At 72.2% G+C, this 18949-nt stretch carries 17 protein-coding genes and 1 pseudogene; 6 read left to right on the forward strand and 12 right to left on the reverse strand.

Annotated elements, in window-relative coordinates:
* Positions 1 to 26 precede the first annotated feature (26 nt).
* From ACQEWB_RS02765 to ACQEWB_RS02795, 7 genes and pseudogenes are all read right to left on the reverse strand, one after another.
* Complete coding sequence (locus ACQEWB_RS02765) at positions 27 to 1040, reverse strand: zinc-dependent alcohol dehydrogenase (RefSeq protein ID WP_432826621.1); 1014 nt, start codon at positions 1038 to 1040, stop codon at positions 27 to 29.
* Between the two features lie 11 nt (positions 1041 to 1051).
* Entirely contained in the window at positions 1052 to 1420 is a 369-nt protein-coding gene (locus ACQEWB_RS02770; RefSeq protein ID WP_432826623.1) for a DUF779 domain-containing protein, read from the reverse strand.
* A 15-nt stretch (positions 1421 to 1435) separates the two neighbouring features.
* A complete protein-coding gene (locus tag ACQEWB_RS02775; RefSeq protein WP_432843621.1) occupies positions 1436 to 2959 on the reverse strand; it encodes an aldehyde dehydrogenase family protein in 1524 nt (507 codons plus the stop codon).
* A 41-nt stretch (positions 2960 to 3000) separates the two neighbouring features.
* Positions 3001 to 4137, reverse strand: coding sequence for a GAF domain-containing protein (locus tag ACQEWB_RS02780; RefSeq protein ID WP_432826625.1), 1137 nt, complete (start codon positions 4135 to 4137; stop codon positions 3001 to 3003).
* Positions 4138 to 4441: 304 nt separating this feature from the next.
* Positions 4442 to 6168: pseudogene (locus ACQEWB_RS02785) on the reverse strand (sensor histidine kinase).
* Positions 6169 to 6288: 120 nt separating this feature from the next.
* The gene (gene gap / locus ACQEWB_RS02790; RefSeq protein WP_432826627.1) at positions 6289 to 7317 is read right to left on the reverse strand and encodes a type I glyceraldehyde-3-phosphate dehydrogenase; all 1029 of its coding nucleotides are present in this window, start codon (positions 7315 to 7317) and stop codon (positions 6289 to 6291) included.
* 121 nt (positions 7318 to 7438) lie between these two features.
* Entirely contained in the window at positions 7439 to 8131 is a 693-nt protein-coding gene (locus tag ACQEWB_RS02795) for a response regulator (protein WP_432826629.1), read from the reverse strand.
* Between the two features lie 345 nt (positions 8132 to 8476).
* On the opposite strand from ACQEWB_RS02795, the gene ACQEWB_RS02800 reads away from it, so the two are divergent.
* From ACQEWB_RS02800 to ACQEWB_RS02810, 3 genes are all read left to right on the forward strand, one after another.
* On the forward strand, positions 8477 to 9061 hold the full coding sequence (locus ACQEWB_RS02800) for a CBS domain-containing protein (RefSeq protein ID WP_432826631.1): 585 nt from the start codon (positions 8477 to 8479) through the stop codon (positions 9059 to 9061).
* A gap of 121 nt (positions 9062 to 9182) precedes the next feature.
* Positions 9183 to 9653, forward strand: coding sequence for a pyridoxamine 5'-phosphate oxidase family protein (locus ACQEWB_RS02805; protein WP_432826633.1), 471 nt, complete (start codon positions 9183 to 9185; stop codon positions 9651 to 9653).
* Between the two features lie 138 nt (positions 9654 to 9791).
* Entirely contained in the window at positions 9792 to 10475 is a 684-nt protein-coding gene (locus ACQEWB_RS02810) for a DUF4389 domain-containing protein (RefSeq protein ID WP_432826635.1), read from the forward strand.
* 243 nt (positions 10476 to 10718) lie between these two features.
* Here ACQEWB_RS02810 and ACQEWB_RS02815 read toward each other — a convergent pair whose 3' ends face one another.
* From ACQEWB_RS02815 to ACQEWB_RS02835, 5 genes are all read right to left on the reverse strand, one after another.
* Positions 10719 to 11633, reverse strand: coding sequence for a universal stress protein (locus tag ACQEWB_RS02815; protein WP_432826637.1), 915 nt, complete (start codon positions 11631 to 11633; stop codon positions 10719 to 10721).
* 139 nt (positions 11634 to 11772) lie between these two features.
* Positions 11773 to 12696, reverse strand: coding sequence for a carbamate kinase (locus ACQEWB_RS02820; RefSeq protein ID WP_432826639.1), 924 nt, complete (start codon positions 12694 to 12696; stop codon positions 11773 to 11775).
* Between the two features lie 3 nt (positions 12697 to 12699).
* A complete protein-coding gene (argF, locus tag ACQEWB_RS02825) occupies positions 12700 to 13701 on the reverse strand; it encodes an ornithine carbamoyltransferase (RefSeq protein WP_432826641.1) in 1002 nt (333 codons plus the stop codon).
* A 22-nt stretch (positions 13702 to 13723) separates the two neighbouring features.
* The gene (locus ACQEWB_RS02830) at positions 13724 to 14938 is read right to left on the reverse strand and encodes an arginine deiminase (RefSeq protein WP_432826643.1); all 1215 of its coding nucleotides are present in this window, start codon (positions 14936 to 14938) and stop codon (positions 13724 to 13726) included.
* A 26-nt stretch (positions 14939 to 14964) separates the two neighbouring features.
* Positions 14965 to 16443: an APC family permease gene (locus tag ACQEWB_RS02835; RefSeq protein ID WP_432826645.1), complete on the reverse strand. Its 1479-nt coding sequence runs from the start codon at positions 16441 to 16443 to the stop codon at positions 14965 to 14967.
* Between the two features lie 285 nt (positions 16444 to 16728).
* On the opposite strand from ACQEWB_RS02835, the gene ACQEWB_RS02840 reads away from it, so the two are divergent.
* The 3 genes from ACQEWB_RS02840 to ACQEWB_RS02850 all read left to right on the forward strand — a co-directional run bounded on the left by ACQEWB_RS02840 (position 16729) and on the right by ACQEWB_RS02850 (position 18817).
* Complete coding sequence (locus tag ACQEWB_RS02840; RefSeq protein WP_432826647.1) at positions 16729 to 17001, forward strand: hypothetical protein; 273 nt, start codon at positions 16729 to 16731, stop codon at positions 16999 to 17001.
* 191 nt (positions 17002 to 17192) lie between these two features.
* Positions 17193 to 18407: a globin domain-containing protein gene (locus ACQEWB_RS02845; protein WP_432826649.1), complete on the forward strand. Its 1215-nt coding sequence runs from the start codon at positions 17193 to 17195 to the stop codon at positions 18405 to 18407.
* A 32-nt stretch (positions 18408 to 18439) separates the two neighbouring features.
* The gene (locus ACQEWB_RS02850; RefSeq protein ID WP_432826651.1) at positions 18440 to 18817 is read left to right on the forward strand and encodes a hypothetical protein; all 378 of its coding nucleotides are present in this window, start codon (positions 18440 to 18442) and stop codon (positions 18815 to 18817) included.
* The last annotated feature ends 132 nt before the right edge of the window (positions 18818 to 18949 follow it).

Consider the following 18949-nt stretch of genomic DNA (forward strand, 5'->3'; position numbering starts at 1 on the left):
CTCCCTGGGTCCGGCGGTACCGGACCTCAGAACTCGAAGACGAGCCGTGCCTCGGCCCGTCCGCCGAGGACCTCGTCGAAGGAGTCGTTCACCTGGTCCAGGCGCCGGGTCTCGGCGATGACCTGGGTGCGTCCGGCCGCGTGCAGCGCGAACACCTCGGTCAGGTCCTGGCGGGTGCCGACGATGGAGCCGATGACCGAGATGCCGCCGAGGACGGTCTCGAAGATCGGCACGTTGATGGCCGCGTTGTCGGCGGGCAGGGCGACCATGACGAGGCGTCCGCCGCGGTTGAGCGACCGGTACGCCTGCTCGAAGGCCTTCGGAGCGGCGGCGAGCACGACCGCCACGTCCGCGCCGCCGGCCTTCTTGATCTCCTCGACCGGGTCGTGCGTACGGGCGTTGACGGTCTGGTCGGCGCCGAGCCGGTGGGCCAGGCCCAGCTTGTCGGGTTCCAGGTCGACGGCGGTGACCAGGCCGCCGACGAGGCGTGCGTACTGCAGCGCCAGGTGGCCGAGGCCGCCGACGCCGAAGACGGCGACTCGCTCGGCCGGGACCACGCGGGCGACCTTGATCGCCTTGTAGGTGGTGACGCCCGCGCAGGTCAGCGGCGCCGCGTCGAAGGACGACACGCCGTCGGGCACCCGGACGACCGCGCCCGCGTCGGCGACGGCGTACTCGGCGTAGCAACCGTCGACGGAGTAACCGGAGTTGACCTGCGACTCGCACAGGGTCTCCCAGCCCGAGACGCAGTAGCGGCAGGTGCCGCAGGACGAGCCGAGCCACGGGACGGCGACCCGCTTGCCGACCAGGTCGGCGGGGACGCCGGCGCCGACGGCCGTGACGGGGCCGATGCCCTCGTGGCCGGGGACGAACGGCGGCCGCGGCTTGACCGGCCAGTCGCCGTGCGCGGCGTGGATGTCGGTGTGGCAGAGGCCGGAGGCCTCCATCTTGACGAGCACCTGGCCGGGGCCGGGCTCGGGGGTCGGCAGGTCCTGGATCTCCAGGGGCTTGCCGAAGTCGGTGACGACTGCTGCCTTCATCGTTCAGCTCCTCAACTGGTCTGGTTCCGGGGCGCCTTGACCCGGGTCACGAAGTGCAGCCCGTCCCCGGCTGCGAGGGAGAATCCGCCCGGTGTGCCCTCTTCGACGTCCAGGACGTAGGAGGGGCGGCCGAACGCCTCGTACTGCTGGGCATCCATGTGGAAGGTGCAGCCGTCCACCACGCCGACGAGCATGTCGCCGTCTCCCAGGGTGAGTTCACCTCCGGGGAAGCACATCGGGTCGCTGCCGTCGCAGCAGCCGCCCGACTGGACGAACATCACCGGCCCGCCGTGGGCGGCACACAGGGCCGCGATGGCCCTGCGCGCCGCACGCGTGGCGGTGACGCGCCCTGCGGTGTCCTGCTCCGCCTGCTCGGACATGTCGCCGCACCCCTCCTAGAACAGCCCGAGCGGCTTGTCGCCGTAGCTGACCAGGAGGTTCTTGGTCTGGCTGTAGTGCTCGAGCATCATCTTGTGCGTCTCGCGGCCGATGCCGGAGACCTTGTAGCCGCCGAACGCCGCGCCCGCCGGGTACTGGTGGTAGCAGTTCGTCCAGACGCGGCCCGCCTTGATGGCGCGGCCCATGCGGTAGGCGAGGGCGCCGTCGCGGCTCCACACGCCGGCGCCGAGGCCGTAGAGCGTGTCGTTGGCGATCTCCAGGGCCTCGGCCTCGTCCTTGAAGGTGGTGACGGCGAGGACGGGTCCGAAGATCTCCTCCTGGAAGACCCGCATCTTGTTGTGGCCCTTGAGGACGGTCGGCTCGTAGAAGTAGCCGTCCGCGAGTTCGCCGCCGATCGTGGGCCGGTGGCCGCCGGTCAGGAGTTCGGCGCCTTCCTCGATGCCGATCTCCACGTACGAGGCGATCTTCTCGACCTGCTGCTTCGACACCTGGGGGCCGATCATGGTCGCCGTGTCGAGCGGGTCGCCCTGCTTGATGGCGCGGATGCGTTCCAGGCAGCGGGCCATGAACTCCTCGTAGATGTCCTCCTGGATCAGTGCGCGGGAGGGGCAGGTGCAGACCTCTCCCTTGTTGAACGCGTAGAGCACCAGTCCCTCGACGGCCTTGTTCAGGAAGTCGTCGTCTTTCGCGGCCACGTCGTTGAAGAAGATGTTCGGCGACTTGCCGCCCAGCTCCAGGGTGACCGGGATGATGTTCTGCGCCGCGTACTGCATGATCAGGCGGCCGGTGGTGGTCTCTCCGGTGAAGGCGACCTTGGCGATGCGCTTGTTGGTGGCGAGCGCCTTGCCGATCTCGGCGCCGGGTCCGTTGACGACGTTGACCGCGCCGGGCGGCAGGATGTCGCCGACGACCTCCATCAGCTTCAGGATCGACCACGGTGTCGGGGAGGCGGGCTTGAGCACCGAGGTGTTGCCCGCGGCGAGCGCCGGGGCCAGCTTCCACGCGGCCATCAGGAGCGGGAAGTTGAAGGGGATGATCTGGCCGACCACTCCGAGGGGCTCGTGGAAGTGGTAGGCGATCAGGTCCTTGTCGATCTCGGTGATCTCGCTCTCCTCGGCGCGTATCGCGGAGGCGAAGTAGCGGAAGTGGTCGGCGGCGAGGGGGATGTCGGCGGCCAGGGTCTCGCGGACCGGCTTGCCGTTGTCCCAGCTCTCGGCGACGGCGAGTTCCTCGCGGTGGGCGTCGATGGCGTCGGCGACCTTGTTCAGGACGGCCGCGCGCTGGGCTGCGGAGGCCTCTCCCCAGGCGTCCTTGGCGGAGTGGGCGGCGTCCAGGGCGAGTTCGATGTCCTCGGCGCCCGACTTCGGGACCTCGCAGACCGGCTTCGCTGTCGCGGGGCACAGGTTGACGGAGTACTGGCCGGTGCTGGGCGCCTGCCACTTGCCGCCGATGAAGTTCTCGTACCGGGGCGCGACGTCCACCGGACTGCCGGGCCTGCCGGGAACCTCGTACTTCATGATCGTCCCCTTTCCGGACACGATGATCGGGTCATGCTCGAACGCTAGGAGTGGGAACGCTGCAACCACGCTGCACGCGGCGTGACCTGCGGTGGGACGGTCAGACGGGAGTCCAGGGCGCGGGCCCGGGCCGCGGCGGCCGCCCGCTGTGCCGAGCCGCCCGGCAGCCGGTGGGCGAGAGTCAGCCAGGCGCCGGCGTCGGCGGCTCCCCACTCGGCGCCGACCCAGCGGCGCAGCAACACGGGGTCTCCGGCGGCCAGCACGGCGCCGCGCAACTGCTGTTCCAGGGCCCGCCGTTGCTCGACCACGACGGGCGCGTCGGAGCGCGGCAGCAGCGGTCCTGGGTAGCGGGCCAGGGCCTCGGCCACCCGGCCCGCCGCCAGCAGGTCGGCGACCTCGCCGAAGTCGGTGTGGACGGTGCACAGCAGGGCGTACGGGCGCGAGCCGAGCAGGGCGGGGCCGAGCGCGGCGCGCAGCCGGGTCATCTCGGCGCGCAGTGTCGAGGGAGGCACTTCCCGCTCCGACAGGTCGACGGCGAGCCGTTCTCCGCTCACCCCGTGGCCGGCCAGAGCGAGCGCGGCGACGATCTCGCTGTGCCGCGGACTGAGCCGGAGCAGGCGGCCATCGGTCTCCAGCACGGCACTGTCCCGGCCGAGCGCGGTCAGGCGTGCCGAAGGTGCCCGTGCGTCGGGGCCGAGCAGCGCGGCCGGACGGCGCGCGAGCTCCGCCTGCGCGGCCAGCGCGGCCGCACGCACCGCGGCGAACGCGGGCGGTGTGGCGATGCTGGCGCCGCCGGTGAGGTCCACGACGCCCAGGACCCGGCCGGTGTCCGGGTCGCGGACGGGCGCCGCGGCACAGGACCAGTCGTGGACCACGCTGTTGTAGTGCTCGCCGGTCACGATCTGGACGGGGCGGGCCAACTCCAGGGCGGTGCCCGGAGCGTTGGTCCCCGCCTGCGCCTCGGACCACACGGCGCCCTCGACGAAGTGCATGGACTCGGCCCGCCGCAGGGCCGCGCCGTCCCCCTCCACCCACAGGAGGGTGCCGTCGGCGTCACCGACGGCGAAGAGGTGCCCGTCGTCGGCGGCGCCGGCGCCGAGCAGCTCCCGGAACAGGGGCAGTGCCGCGGCCAGCGGATGGGAGCCGCGCCACGCGGCCAGTTCCTCCGGCGTCCTGCGCAATGGGGGCAGTAGGCCCCCTCCGCCCGTACGTCCGTGGCGGCGCAGCGCCGCCACGAGTCGGCCACCAGACCGCGCACCTGCCGTGCCGCCTCGGGCTCGGTCACGAACCGCTCGTGTGCGGTGCGCTGCGCGGACACCGAGGCCGCTGTGGAAGCATTCATGTCACCTCCTGCATGCCGTCCTCCCGGGCCGACAGCATCAGCCTCACCCGCGCGTGCGGAAGGCTGCAGAGGCCGAACGTCCCTGCGGCAGGGCCGCCTGGGCTCGGCGTCAGGAGGGTCGCGTCACGACAGGGCGCAGGCTTCTACTCCTGGGTCAGCGGCGCGCGCCACAGCAGCACGGTGCCGCCCTCGGGCCGCTGCCCAGCTCCAGGGCCCCGCCGAGCTGCTCGGCCCGCTCGGCCATGTTGCCCAGCCCGCTGCGGCGCCCTCCGGGCGCGATGCCCACGCCGTTGTCCGTCACCGTCAGCCGGATCTCCCGGCCGTCCGTCTCCAGGGCGACGTCGGTGCGGTCGGCCCGCGCGTGCCGGGCGACGTTGGTCAGGGCTTCGGACAGTACGGCGACGACGTGGTCGGCGACGTCCCGCGGTACGTCGGTGTCGAGCAGGCCCTCCATCCGCACGCTGGGCGCGAACCCGAGCACCTGGGCCGCCTCGCCCACCGCGCGCACGACACGAGCCCGCAGTCCCGTCCCGGCTCCGCCCTCGCGCGCCCGCAGGCCGAAGATCGTCGAGCGGATGATCTTGATGGTCTCGTCCAGGTCGTCGACCGCCCGTACCACCCGGTCGGCGGCCTCCTCGTGCTCGATGAAGCGACCCGCGCTCTGCAGGGTCATGCCGGTGGCGAACAGCCGCTGGATCGCCAGGTCGTGCAGGTCGCGGGCGATCCGGTCGCGGTCCTTGAGCACCGCGATCTCCTCGGCGTCCCGTCGGCGTTCGGCCAGTTCCATCGCGATGGCGGCCTGCGCGGCGAAGGCCTGGAGGGGCTCGGTCTCCTTGCCGGTGTACGCCGGCTGACCGGCCTTGCGGGCCAGCAGGACGACGCCCCGCGCGCCCGTCTCACCGGTGCCGATGGGCACGGCGACGGCGGGGCCGAGTCCCTGGAAGCGCGGCGGCTCGGGGGAGATCCGTTCGTCGTGGCCGACGTCCTCGCTGGTGACCGGAGTGGCCGCGGAGAAGGCCAGTCCCATGAGGCTCGTGTCCATGGGCAGCACGAGGCCGCGGTGCGCCTCGGCGTCCATCCCGACGGCGATCTCCACGGCGAGCGAGCCGGTGTCCTCCATGGGCAGCGCGACCGCCCCCAGGGCGGATCCGGTGATCTGCGCGGCCTGCTCGGCGATCAGGCCCAGAACCCGGCTGCTCGCACCGCCGGACATCAGGTTGTGAGTGATCTCCGCGTTGGCCCGCAGCCACCGTTCGCGCAGCCTGGACTCCTCGTACAGGCGCGCGTTGTCGATGGCGACACCGGCCGCCACGGCCAGCGTCGCCAGGACGGACTCGTCCTCCTCGTCGAACTGCACGCCACCGCGCTTCTCGGTCAGGTACAGGTTGCCGAAGACCTGGTCGCGTACCCGGATGGGGACGCCGACGAAGGTGTTCATCGGCGGATGGTGGGCCGGGAAGCCGTAGGAAGCGGCGTGCTCGGAGATCTTGGCCAGCCGGAGCGGCTCGGGATTGCGGATGAGCTCGCCGAGGATGCCGTGCCCCTCGGGAAACGGTCCGATCCTGGCGATCTCCTCCTCGCTGACCCCGACCGTGTGGAAGGCCGACAGCCGCTTGCCGTCGGGGCCGATCACACCGAGGGCGGCGTATTCGGCGTCGACCAGCGCGGCCGCGGCCTCCACGATGCTGTGCAGCGCCTCCTCGAGGTCGAGCTCCCGGCCGACCGAGAGCACGGCCTCCAGGAGACTGTGCACCCGGTCTCGCGTGCCACGGGCCGCGTCCAGGCGGGCCTGGAGCTCCCCCAGCAGTTCGTCGAGCCTCAGCTGGGGCAGTCGTACGCGTGCGTCCCGGGACTCGTCGGGGCTTCCCACCGGTGTTCCTCCAGCTCCCTCGCACCGCCGTCGGCCGACCGCATCGGCCGTGACCAAACTATCCGCTCCAGGGCGGCGGGCGGTACGGGAAGGGGCAAGATCCGGTGGCACCTGCCTTGGTCAGGCGCCGGGCAGGCGGGCGGTGACGTACTCGGTGAGATCGAGGAGGCGGTTGGTGTAGCCCCACTCGTTGTCGTACCAGCCGAACACCTTGACCAGTTCGCCGTGCGCCTGGGTCAGCGGGGCGTCCAGGACGCACGAGGCGGGGTCGCCGACCACGTCGCGGGAGACGATCGGGGCGTCGGAGACCCGCAGGACGCCCTTCAGCGGCCCGTCGGCGGCCTCGCGGTACGCGGCGTTGACCTCCTCCACGGTGACGGGCCGCTCCAGGACCACGCTCAGGTCGGTCAGCGAGCCGTCCTCCACGGGGACGCGCACGGCGATGCCGTCTAGGGTTCCGGCGAGCTCCGGCAGGACCAGGCCGACGGCACGCGCGGCCCCGGTGCTGGTGGGGATGATGTTGACGGCGGCGCTGCGGCCGCGGCGCAGGTCCTTGTGCGGGCCGTCGAGCACGACCTGGTCGTTGGTGTAGCCGTGGATGGTGGTCATCAGGCCCTTGACGATGCCGAAGTGCTCGTCGAGAACCTTGACCATGGGCGCCACGCAGTTGGTGGTGCAGGAGGCGTTGGAGACGACGTGGTGGCCGTCCGGGTCGTACGTGCCTTCGTTGACGCCCATGACGAGGGTGGCGTCGACCTCCTTGCCGGGCACCGACAGCAGCACCTTGCGGGCGCCCGCCTTCAGGTGCGCACCGGCCTGCTCCCGGGTGCGGAAGCGGCCGGTGGACTCGATGACGACGTCCACGCCGAACTCGCCCCAGGCGAGCGCGGCCGGGTCGCGCTCGGCGGTCACGGCGATGCGGTGGCCGTCGACCGTGAGGGAGCTGTCGTCGTGTTCCACGGTGCGGTGCAGTCGCCCGTACGTGGAGTCGAACTCCAGCAGATGGGCCAGCGTGGCCGGCGAGGTGATGTCGTTGACCGCCACGACCTCGACCGGCGTGCCGGTGCCGCTCTCCGCCCGCTCCAGCACACAGCGCAGGTAGTTGCGTCCGATACGGCCGAAGCCGTTGATGCCCACGCGCACAGTCATGTCCGTCGCCCTCCCGATCGATGCCCGGCGCTGTCCGGGGTCTGCCGCCAGCCTGCTGACGGCGGGGCGGGTGGGGCTTGGGCCGGACGGGGGCCAACCGAGGCCGTTCGGCCCCGGCGGCTCAGTGGCCTTCGTGCCGCTGCCGGTCCTGGGCCTGGGTGGCGATCACGGCGGCCTGGATGCGGCGTTCCACACCGAGCTTGGCCAGCAGGCGGGAGATGTGGTTCTTCACCGTCTTCTCGGCGAGGAACAGCCGCTGGCCGATCTGCCGGTTGGTCAGGCCCTCACCGATCAGGGCCAGGATCTCCCGCTCCCGGTCGGTCAGACCGGGCAGCGCGTCCGGCTCCTCCTCCTGCTGCTGCCCGCCGCGCAGCCGGGCCATCAGCCTCGTGGTGGCGCTGGGGTCCAGCAGGGACTGGCCCGCGGCGACCGTGCGTACGGCCGACACCAGGTCCGAGCCCTGGATCTGCTTGAGGACGTAGCCCGACGCGCCCGCCATGATCGAGTCCAGCAGGGCCTCCTCGTCGTCGAACGAGGTCAGCATGAGGCAGGCCAGGTCGGGCATGGCCGAACGCAGCTCCCGGCAGACGCCGACCCCGTCGCCGTCGGGCAGGCGGACGTCGAGGACAGCCACCCGCGGGCGCAGCGCCGGGACGCGGACCATGGCCTGCTCGGCCGTGGAGGCCTCGCCGACCACGGTGATGTCCGGTTCGTCGTCGAGGAGGTCGCGCACCCCCCGCCGTACCACCTCGTGGTCGTCCAACAGGAAGACCCGGATCGGGCTTTCGGATCCCGGTCGTTCGCCGTCCGCCATCGGATGCTCCTTCTCGTGCGCTCCGCGCCGGATCCCGGACACCGGCTTCGGATTCGAGATCCTCCACAGTCGCGGGCCGAAGGGCCAGGGCCGGTCGGCCCCGATCCCCCGGCATCACTCCCTGGTTCCGGGGTGCCTCGCCCCGTCGCCCAGCCGTCCCTGCCGTCAGGACGCCCATTCGCCTCGCCGACCCCGCGGATCGGCCCTCGGCGACGGGACACTCGGCCCCTGCCCCCGGCGCCCCTTCTCTCGGCAGGCTGTCCTGACCAGCGGACCGGTGCCCTGTCCGGCGGCGTCCTGCCGCACAGGGCACCGGCGCGGCGGACGAGGAAGGGAGTGGGTGTGATGACCCGTATCGTCGGCGAGGTGATGACCCGGGAGGTCGTCGGGGCCCACCGGGACACACCGTTCAAGGACGTGGCACGGCTGCTGGACGAGCACCGGATCAGCGGGCTGCCCGTGGTCGACCACGACGACAAGGTCGTGGGCGTGATCTCCGGCACCGACCTGATCCGCCGCCAGGCGGCCCGGCCCGTGACCGGGCGCGCCCCGACCGCCGGAGACCTGATGTCGACGCCGGCCATCACGGTCCATCCGGAGCAGCGCGTCCCGGAGGCCGCGCGCGTGATGGAGCGCCACGGTGTCGAGCGTCTGCCCGTGGTGGACGAGGAGGACCGCCTCATCGGCATCGCCACCCGCCGCGACCTGCTGCGTGTCTTCCTGCGCACGGACGAGGAGATCCGCCGGGAGATCTACGACGACGTACTGGGCGGCGCGCCGCGACGGCCGGGCCGCGCGCTGGACGTCTCGGTCCGGGACGGCGTCGTCACGCTCTCCGGCAGTTCGGCACAGCCGAGCGACCTGACGTCGCTGATCCGGCTGACGTGGCGGGTGGACGGCGTGGTCGGCGTGGTGAGCAGGCCGACCTGACGCGGTCGGCGGGCAGGGCCGGACGGACGCGCACGAGGGCCGAACGGCCCGTACCGCGAGCGTGACGGCACGGTTCCAATGGCCGGACGACACCGACCACCGAGCCCTACGGAAACCGCCCATGCGCCTCGATCACACCCAGCCGGCCCCGGTCGGGCCGCGCCGCAGCGTCCAGCTCGACAGCGACGAAGCGCTGCGACTGCTGGGCAGCGTCTCGGTGGGAAGAGTCGTCTTCACCCGGCACGCGTTGCCCACCGTGCGGCCCGTCAACCACATCCTGGACCAGGGTGACATCGTCATCCGCACGCACGAGGGGGCGGCTCTCACCTCCCACACGCGCGACTCGGCGTCCGCGGGCGTGGTCGTGGCCTACGAGGCCGACACCATCGACCCGGACACGCACCTCGGCTGGAGCGTCGTCGTCACGGGCTACGCCCGGCTGGTGACGGACCCACGGGACCTGGCCCGCTATCAACGCCTGCTGCATCCCTGGGTGGAGCGGACCATGGACTACGCCGTGCGCATCCGGCCCGACCTGATCACCGGGATCCGGCTCACGGACCGGGACGCGAACCCGCGCCCCGGCGTCTGAGACAGGCTGCGCGCCGGGGACCCATGGTCCCGGAACGGGCCCCGGGCGGCCCTCGCACGGACCCGCACCGCGCGACCACGCTGGACCTGGGCCCAGGAGTCGCCGCCGCGGTGTCACGGGCCGAAGGAGTTGATCGCCATGACGACCCTGGCGGGAACACCGGACCGTCCCGTGCGGGTGAACGCGGTGCTCGACGCGCCGCTGTCCCGGTGGCTGTGGCTGGTGAAGTGGATCCTCGTGATCCCCCACTACGTGGTGCTGTTCTTCCTGTGGATCGCCTTCACCGCGGTGAGCGTGGTCGCGTTCTTCGCCATCCTGTTCACCGAGCGCTATCCGCGGTCCCTGTTCGACTTCAACGTGGGTGTGCTGCGCTGGAGTTGGCGAGTCGCCTATTACTCGTACGGCGCGCTAGGCACCGACCGGTATCCACCGTTCAGCCTGGGCGAGGAGGCCGACTATCCGGCCCGGCTGGACATCGCCTACCCCGAGCACCTCTCCCGAGGGCTGGTGCTGGTGAAGTGGTGGCTGCTGGCCGTCCCGCACTACATCGTCATCGGCTTCTTCCTCGGCGGCTGGCACCTCGGCTGGTGGGACGGCGGACTCGTCGCCGTACTGGCGTTGATCGCCGCGGTGACCCTGGCCTTCACCGAGCAGTACCCGAAGAGCCTGTTCGACCTCATCCTCGGACTCAACCGGTGGGTGCTGCGGGTGGCCGCCTATGTCTCCCTGATGACGGACGTCTATCCGCCCTTCCGGCTCGACATGGGCGGCACCGAGCCCTGCCCGCCCACCGAGCCCGACGCTCCGCAGGACCAGGCGTGATCACCCTGCTGGTGGCGGCGTTCCTCGTCGTGCACGGGCTGCTGCACCCCGGGGTGTGGACGTCGCCGCAACAGCGGCACTCGTGCCGGCCTGGTACGTGGCCCTCGGGTACGCGCTCGCCGGTGTCGCCGTGTTGGCCGGCACCGGCTGGTGGCCCGTGGCCGCCCTGGTCGCCGCGTCGGTCGGACTGGTCCTCAAGACGGTCTGGTTCGACCCCTGGCTGACCCGGCCACCCGGCGACCGTCAGTCGTGCGGTACGACCGCGACCGGTGCGGCGGCGTGGTGGAGCACGGCGTGGGTCACCGGGCCGATGTGGCCGCCGACCGGAGTCCGCCGGTTCCTGCGGCCGACGACGACCAGGGCCGCGTCGTGCGAGGCGTGCACCAGATGGCGTCCGGCGCTGCCGACCACGGCCTGCTCACGCACCGCCACGCCAGGGAACTTCTCCCGCCACGGCTCCAGCACCTCGGTGAGCCGCTCCCGCACCTCCTCGGCCAGTTCCTCGTCGAGCCCGGCGTCCATGGCCGCGCCGTACCCGTAGGCGGTCGGCAGACTCCAGCCGTGGACCACCCGCAGGCCGGTCGCACGGCGCTGGGCGGCCTCGAAGGCGAAGCCGACGACGGCCTCGTCGGGGTGCTCCAGGTCCAGCCCCAGCACCACTTCACGGTGCGGCGTGGTGGTGGCCGCGCTCCCCGTGGCGTCCGGCAGATGCTCGTCCTCGGCCTGCTCGCCGGCCCGTACGAGGACGACGGGCAGTTCGGCCCGGGCGACGACGCCGAGCGCCACCGATCCGACCAGGAAGCCGGCGACGGCCCCGAGGCCGCGGGATCCGAGGACCAGCAGGTCGGCGTCCGCCGCGGCGTCCAGCAGCGCCGCGACCGGCTGGTCCCCGCTCTGTTCGGCGACGATCCGCAGCGCCGGGTGACGCTCAGCGAACCTGGACAGGGTCTCGCGCAGCAGCTTCTCCGACCAGGTGCGCTGGGTGTCGATCGCGCCCGGTGCGGGCATACCGGCGAGCGCCGGATACGCGTACGGGAGCTGCTCCCAGCCGTGCACGAGGCGCAGGTCCGCCCCGCGCCGCTCCGCCTCGCGGGCGGCCCAGTCGACGGCGGCGAGGCTCTGCGGGGATCCGTCGAGGCCGACGGTGATGGTGGACATGTGGGGACCTCCTTCGGGGATGCCAGGCCAGTCTCCGGCCCGGCGCGGGTGGGACAGGAGGGGTCTCATGTCCCTGCCGGGGACCGAACGGCCCACGCCCCACCGCAACTTGGCATCGCTTCGGCGACGTGGACCGCGCTCAGGCGGCGGGCAGCGCGGGCCGCACGAGCGTCCCGGAGCGGCCGTGCACGATCTCGTACGCCGCGTCGAGGGCGCCGATCGCGGCCAGGCCGCCGGTGCGTTCGACGAACCGGGCGGCCGCTTCGGCCTTCGGTCCCATCGAGCCCGCCGGGAAGCCGGCCTTGCGCAGTTCCGCGGGGGTGGCGTCGAGGACGGGCCGCTGCTTCGAGGTGCCGTAGTCGGCGTAGACGTTCGGCACGTCCGTGAGGATGAGCAGGAAGTCGGCCTTGAGGTCCTCGGCGAGCAGGGCGGCGGTGAGGTCCTTGTCGACGACGGCCTCGACGCCGCTCAGGGCGCCGGAGTCCTTGTCCGCGGTGACGGGGATGCCTCCGCCGCCGGCGCAGATCACCATCGTGCCGCCGGCCAGCAGTTCGTGGATGGTGTCGGTCTCCAGGATCCGTTCGGGTGCCGGGGAGGCGACGACGCGCCGCCAGCCCGTGGTGTCCCCGGCGATGCGCCAGCCGCGCTTGCGGGCGAGGTCCCGGGCGACCTCCAGGGGGTAGATCTGGCCGACGAACTTCGTCGGATGCCGGAAGGCGGGGTCGTCGCCGCGTACGAGGGTGTGGGTGACCAGCGCGGCGATGCGGTGCCCGGGCAGTGCGTCGTGCAGGGTGCGCACCAGCAGGGAGCCGATCATCCCCTGGGTCTGGGCGCCGAGCAGATCGAGCGGGTAAGGGGCGCGCAGGGCGGGGTCGGCGGCGCTCTCCATGGCGAGCAGGCCGATCTGCGGGCCGTTGCCGTGGGTGAGGACGACCTCGTGCTCCTGGGTCAGGGCGGCGATCGCGGTGGTGACCCGGTCGATGTTCGCCAACTGGATGTCGGCGTCCGGGCGTTCGCCGCGGTGCAGCAGGGCGTTGCCGCCGAGGGCGATGACGATGCGCATGGTTCAGTCCTCCAGGGTGGCGACGAGAACGGCCTTGATGGTGTGCAGCCGGTTCTCCGCCTGGTCGAAGACCAGGGAGGCCGGTGAGGAGAAGACCTCGTCGGTGACTTCGAGGGCGCTGAGGCCGTAGAGGTCCAGCAGCGACCGGCCGAGCACGGTCCGGTCGTCGTGCAGCGAGGGCAGGCAGTGCATGAACTTCACGTCCGGGTTCCCGGTGGCCGCCAGGGTCTTCTCGCCCACCTGGTACGGCAGCAGCAGTTCGATGCGCTCGCGCCAGGCCGCCGCGGGCTCCCCCATCGAGACCCAGACGTCGGTGTGCAGGAAGTCGGCGCCGTGCACGGCTTGTTCGACGTCCTCCGTGAGGGTGATCCTGGCCCCGCTGCGCTCGCCGAACCAGCGGCAGTCGGCGACCAGTCCCGGGTCCGGCCACAGGCTGCGGGGTGCGGCGATCCGTACGTCCATGCCGAGCAGGGCACCCATGGAGAGAAGGGAGTTGCCCATGTTGTTGCGGGCGTCGCCGAGGTAGCAGTAGGCGATGTCGGTCAGCGGCTTCGGGCTGTGCTCGCGCATGGTGAAGACGTCGCACAGGCTCTGCGTGGGATGCGCGGTGTCGGTCAGGCCGTTGTAGACGGGTACCCCGGCGTGCGCGGCGAGTTCGGTGATGATCGACTGGTCGCTGCCGCGGTACTCGATGCCGTCGAACATCCGGCCCAGCACGCGGGCGGTGTCGGTGATCGACTCCTTGGTGCCGATGTGGGTGTCGCCGGGGCCCAGATAGGTGGTGACGGCGCCCTGGTCGGCAGCGGCCACCTCGAAGGCGCAGCGGGTCCGGGTCGAGGTCTTCTCGAAGATCAGCGCGAGGTGCTTCCCGGTCAGCCGGGGCTGTTCGGTGCCGGCCCGGCGGGCCGCCTTGAGGCCGGCCGCGAGGTCGAGCAGGCCGTGGATGTCGTGGGCGGTGAAGTCGAGTTCGCTCAGGAAGGAGCGGCCTCGCAGGTCGATGGTCATGTCGGGTCCTCGTCGGGTCGGCTCAGGCGACCGGGTCGCGTTCGATCGGGCAGCTCATGCAGCGGGGACCGCCCCGGCCGCGGCCGAGTTCGGCGCCGGCGATGGTGACGATCTCGATGCCCTGCTTGCGCAGGTAGGTGTTGGTGGTGACGTTGCGCTCGTAGCCGACGATCACTCCGGGGGCCAGGGCGAGGAAGTTGCTGCCGTCGTCCCACTGCTCGCGCTCGGCGTTGCGGATGTCCTGCGGGGCGGACAGCATCCGGACCTTGTCCAGGTCGAGCGCCTCGGCCAGGGCGGCCGCGAGGTCCTGGTCCGGGGTGACGTCGAACCCGGCCTCGTACCGGCTGCTGGGCCGGAGGGTCCAGGAGCGCAGCGAGCCGGCCAGGCCCGGGTAGACGACGAAGGCGTCGCGGTCGACCATCGTCAGTACGGTGTCGAGGTGCATGTAGGCGCGGGCGGCGGGGAGTTGGACCGCGATCAGCCGGTTCGCCGTGCCACTCGCGAAGAGCCGGGCGGCCAGGTTCTCCACGGCCTGGGCGGTGGTCCGCTCGCCCATGCCGACCATGACGGCGCCGTTGCCCAGGACGTGCACGTCGCCGCCTTCGAGCGTCCCCACCGGTCCGTCCAGGACGGGCTCGGGCGCGACGGACGCGAACATCGGGTGGAACCGGTAGATCGCCTCGGCGTGCAGGCTCTCGCGGCGGCGCGCGGACTTGGCCATCGGGTTGACGGACAGCCGGTCGTACATCCAGCAGGAGTTGTCCCGCGGGAAGAGGTGGTTGGGCAGCGGGGCGAGCGCGAAGTCGTCGGCGTCCAGGGCGCTCCAGACCAGGCTGTGCGGGGTGGCGAGCGGCAGGTCGCTCTTGAGGAGTCCGCCGATCAGGTAGCCGGAGAGGGTTTCGCCGTCCAGTCCGGCACAGAGTTCGCGTACCGGGTCGACGAGTGCCGGGCCGACGCTCGCGGGGGTGACGACGCGGTCCAGGAGCCAGGTCCGGGCCTCGGGGACGTCGAGGGTCCGCGCCAGCAGGTCGGCGAAGTAGTGCACCCGGGCTCCGTGGTCGCGCAGCACCTGGGCGAAGGCGTCGTGCTCCTCGCGGGCCCGCTTGGCCCACAGGATGTCGTCGAAGAGCAGGGCGTCGACGTTGCGCGGGGTCAGTCGGGACAGTTCGAGTCCGGGCCGGTGCAGGATCACCTGGCGGAGCTGCCCGGCTTCGGAGTCGACGTGGAACGTGTTCATGGCGAGGTTTCCTCGAAGTCCGGGGATCAGTCGTGGTGGTGGAGCGTGTTCTTCCAGGAGCCGCCGGGCCGGCTCTGCCTCGGTCGGCGCAACACACCGGCGGCAGGCGGGGTCTCCGGCGCCCGGACCTCGTCGGCGGTCCCGGGCTGCGCCGCGGCCCGCTCGCCGTATTCGCCGCGGTCGCGCTTGAGCCAGACGTAGACCGGCAGTCCGAGCAGCAGCACGAACAGGCCGTAGTAGACGGTCTGGTAGCCGCTGCCCTGGATCGACCAGTACGAGAAGGCCATCGCCAGGGCCGCCACCGTGACGTCACGGGCCAGGCGGCCACGGCCGCGGCCCTCCCGGCCGCGCACCAGCAGCCAGTACAGCTGGGCGGCGGCGGAGAACAGGTAGGGGATCACTGCGGTCAGCACGCTCAGCAGCACGATCTTGGTGAAGACGTCCTCGAAGCGGGTGTAGCTGAACACGGTGATCAGCGAGGCCAGCACCGTCGAGGCGACGATGCCGAAGCCGGGCACGCCGCTGTCGCCGCGCAGCCTCGCGAAGGCGCCCGGGAAGAGCCCGTCGCGGGCGGCGGCGTACGGCATCTCGGCGCACAGCATGGTCCAGCCGTTGAGGGCGCCGATGCCGGACACGATGGCGGCCACGGCGACGGCGTCACCGGCCCAGGTGCCGCCGATGATGTTGTTGGCGGCGTCGGTGAACGGCGCGGTGGAGGCGCCGAGTTCGCCGTGCGAGACGGTGCCGAAGACGGCGAGGGTGCCGAGGATGTAGATGACGGCGCAGGCGAGGGTGCCGTAGACGGTGGCACGCGGGACGTTGCGCCCGGGCTCGCGGACCCGGCCGGCGACCACCGAGGCGGCTTCCAGGCCGAGGTAGCTGAACAGGGCGATGGCCGCCGCGGCCGAGATCGCGCCGAGCGCGGACTGGTGGCTCGCGTTGAAGGGGCCGAAGTTGTCCGGGTCGACGAACAGCAGGCCGACGGTGGCCATGAAGACCAGCGGTACGAACTTCAGCACCGCGGTGATCACCTGGAAGGCGCCGGTGCTGCGTACCCCGGTGAGGTTGATCGCGGCGGGTGTCCAGAGCCCGACCAGCGCGATCAGCACCGAGATCCCGGTCCTGTGCCCGGTGTTGACGAAGACCTCGACGTACCCGACCCAGGCCACCACGATCGCCGCGTTCCCGGCCCACGCCGTGATCCAGTAAGACCAGGCGTTGAGGAATCCCGCGAACTCGCCGAAGGCCTCGCGGGCGTAGACGTAGGGGCCGCCACTGGCCGGCACCCGCTTCGAGAGCGCCCCGAAGGTCACCGCGAGCGCGAGGGCGCCGAGGGTGACGGCGACGAACGCCACCAGCGAGATCGGCCCGTAGGGCGCGAGGGCGGACGGCAGCGCGAAGACTCCGGTGCCGATGATGCTGCCGATCACGAGGGCGGACGCGGCGGGGAGTCCAAGTGCCGCGCGGGGAACGGGCCCTGCGCCGCTGCGTCTGGATGTGGGCATGTCGGGACTCCTTGTGCGGTGGCTGCGGATCGGTCTCTCCGTGATCGATCCTTCTGCGCGCCCCGCGCCCTGGTGAGCGGCCACAGGTCCCCGTGCGGACCCGTTGGTCCCCACCGCCGGATCCCCTGTCGGCCCTGCCGCGGCGGGTTCCCGTGGAGCACGGCACGCCACGGGCCGCTCGGCTCCCGCGTTGGCCCGGGCGACCCCTGCCGTCCCCGCCCGCACGAAGCCACCCTGAAGACGACCGCTCGGACCGGGCGGACCCGACTCCACAGGGCCGATGCCATGATCACCGCAGCCGCACTGCTCCAACTGCTGATTGTCGCGGGCGCGTTGTACGACACGGCACGCCTGCTGGCACCGACCGGCGACCGACGCGCCTCCTGGCTCCGGCGCCGACGGCGCACCGACCCCGACCCGGCCGCTCGGCGCCGTGCCGTGCTGGAGGCGGCCGAGCGGCGGCTGGTGCGGCAGCGACTGCTCGGCCGGATCGACGCGGCCGCATACCGGGAACGGATGCGGTCGCTCGCGGACGGGCAGGGCCGGGCGGGGAGGTGAGAAGTGCCGTACGTCCCCAGGTCCGCGAAGGCCGGAGGGCCGATGCGCCCGAGTCGTGGGGCCGCCCGGCCCCTCTTCGACCCACGGGCCGCAAACGGCCCCGGATCAGGCTCTGTCACCTGCTAGACAGAACCCGCCGCGCACTCGACGTGGCTCCCTCCACCCCACCCCACCCTCACCCGGGAGGCCCCATGCTGTCCGCAGATTCCGCCGCCGTGGTCCGCGCCACCCTGCCCGCGGTGGCCGGCGCGCTCGACGAGATCACGACACGCTTCTACGAGGCGATGTTCCGGGACCGACCGGAGTTGCTCGACGGGATGTTCAACCGCGGCAACCAGGCCAGCGGGGCGCAGCGTCAGGCGCTGGCCGGCTCGATCGCCGCCTTCGCGACGGCCCTGCTGGACAACCCGGACGTGCGGCCCGACACACTCCTCGCCCGGATCGCACACAAGCACGCGTCCGTCGGCGTCACCGACGACCAGTACACGATCGTGCACAAGTATTTGTTCGGTGCCATTGCCGAGACCCTCGGGGACGCGGTGACCCCGGAGGTGGCGGCCGCCTGGGACGAGGTGTACTGGCTGATGGCCGGTGCCCTGATCGGCCGGGAGGCGTGTCTGTACCAGGAAGCGCGTGTCGAGCCGGGGCGGATCTGGCGGCCGTGGACCGTCGTCGAGCGCCGTGCGGAGACCCCGGACGTGGTGTCCTTCCTGCTCCGTCCGACGGACGGCCGACGGTCCCCGCGGGCCCGGGCCGGACAGTACGTGAGCGTGCGGGTGTGGATGCCCGACGGGGTGCACCAGCTGCGTCAGTACAGCCTGTCCTCGGACCCGGGCCGGGAACTGCGCCGCATCACCGTGAAGCGGGTGGGTGCCACCGCCGTCGCGCCCGGGGGCGAGGTCTCCAACCTGCTGCACAGCCGGGTGCGCGAGGGGGACCGGCTCTATCTCTCCGCGCCCTTCGGGGACGTCTTCCTCGACGACCGGGCCCACGACACCGGCCCGTTGGTGCTGATCTCGGCGGGCATCGGCGGCACCCCCATGACCGCCATACTGGCCCACCTCGAAGCCGAGGCCTCGACCCGCCCGGTGCTGGTCCTGCACGCCGACCGCTCCCCCGCCGACCACGCGCTACGCGCCGAGACCCGCGACCTCGTACGCCAACTGCCCGCCGCCCAGGCCCACTTCTGGTACGAGAAGCCGGGACCGGAGGAGCCGACGGCGCGAGAGGGCCTGATGGACCTCACCGGCGTCGAACTCCCCGAGGACGCCACGGTGTTCCTGTGCGGGCCGCTCCCCTTCATGCGCGACCTCCGCGCCCAACTGCTCGGCGCCGGTGTTCCGGCACAGCGCATCCGGTACGAGGTCTTCGGCCCCGACCTGTGGCTGCCCGCCACCGCCGCCTGATCCGCCTTGTACCTTCCAGGAAAGGGGTCACCATGACCAGCGACAACACCCAGGCCATACCCGCGGTGCGGCTGCGTTTCGACGGTCCGGTGGACGAGGAGACCCGCGCCTACGCCCGGACGAAGATCGACACCGTCCTCGGCCGCTCCGGGCTGCCCGCCGTCACCGGTGAGGTGCGGATCGTGCAGGCCGCCACCCGCCACGCGGACCGCCCCTGGCTGGCCACGGCCGACCTGCACGTCGGGCGCCGGCAGGTCGTCGTCGTGGCCGAAGAGGCCACCGGGCACGAGGTCGTCGACCAGCTCCACGACCGGCTGCGCCGGCAGACCGACAAGGCGGCCCACGCCTGGGACGACGGTCACCGGACCACCGCACCGCCATGGCGGGGAGGCAGCCGGCGCTCGGCATAGCTCCGGACACGGCGGAGGCCCGGTCGGTGGACACCACCGACCGGGCCTCCGCCGTGCGCGCCCCTCGTCCGGACGCGGGCCGACCGGGCCCCGTGGGTGACCAACGGCCCACAGACCGGCCCCCGGCAGGCA

The sequence above is a fragment of the Streptomyces sp. CA-249302 genome (assembly GCF_050936785.1).
In the GTDB taxonomy this organism is placed as follows: Bacteria; Actinomycetota; Actinomycetes; order Streptomycetales; family Streptomycetaceae; genus Streptomyces.

Excerpts from the sequence above, each read along its gene's own strand:
- ACQEWB_RS02765 (WP_432826621.1), bottom strand. The coding sequence starts at position 1,040 with ATGAAGGCAGCAGTCGTCACCGACTTCGGCAAGCCCCTGGAGATCCAG.
- ACQEWB_RS02770 (WP_432826623.1), bottom strand. The coding sequence starts at position 1,420 with ATGTCCGAGCAGGCGGAGCAGGACACCGCAGGGCGCGTCACCGCCACG.
- gap (WP_432826627.1), bottom strand. The coding sequence starts at position 7,317 with ATGACTGTGCGCGTGGGCATCAACGGCTTCGGCCGTATCGGACGCAAC.
- ACQEWB_RS02795 (WP_432826629.1), bottom strand. The coding sequence starts at position 8,131 with ATGGCGGACGGCGAACGACCGGGATCCGAAAGCCCGATCCGGGTCTTC.
- ACQEWB_RS02800 (WP_432826631.1), top strand. The coding sequence starts at position 8,477 with ATGACCCGTATCGTCGGCGAGGTGATGACCCGGGAGGTCGTCGGGGCC.
- ACQEWB_RS02805 (WP_432826633.1), top strand. The coding sequence starts at position 9,183 with ATGCGCCTCGATCACACCCAGCCGGCCCCGGTCGGGCCGCGCCGCAGC.
- ACQEWB_RS02810 (WP_432826635.1), top strand. The coding sequence starts at position 9,792 with ATGACGACCCTGGCGGGAACACCGGACCGTCCCGTGCGGGTGAACGCG.
- ACQEWB_RS02815 (WP_432826637.1), bottom strand. The coding sequence starts at position 11,633 with ATGTCCACCATCACCGTCGGCCTCGACGGATCCCCGCAGAGCCTCGCC.
- ACQEWB_RS02820 (WP_432826639.1), bottom strand. The coding sequence starts at position 12,696 with ATGCGCATCGTCATCGCCCTCGGCGGCAACGCCCTGCTGCACCGCGGC.
- argF (WP_432826641.1), bottom strand. The coding sequence starts at position 13,701 with ATGACCATCGACCTGCGAGGCCGCTCCTTCCTGAGCGAACTCGACTTC.
- ACQEWB_RS02830 (WP_432826643.1), bottom strand. The coding sequence starts at position 14,938 with ATGAACACGTTCCACGTCGACTCCGAAGCCGGGCAGCTCCGCCAGGTG.
- ACQEWB_RS02835 (WP_432826645.1), bottom strand. The coding sequence starts at position 16,443 with ATGCCCACATCCAGACGCAGCGGCGCAGGGCCCGTTCCCCGCGCGGCA.
- ACQEWB_RS02840 (WP_432826647.1), top strand. The coding sequence starts at position 16,729 with ATGATCACCGCAGCCGCACTGCTCCAACTGCTGATTGTCGCGGGCGCG.
- ACQEWB_RS02845 (WP_432826649.1), top strand. The coding sequence starts at position 17,193 with ATGCTGTCCGCAGATTCCGCCGCCGTGGTCCGCGCCACCCTGCCCGCG.
- ACQEWB_RS02850 (WP_432826651.1), top strand. The coding sequence starts at position 18,440 with ATGACCAGCGACAACACCCAGGCCATACCCGCGGTGCGGCTGCGTTTC.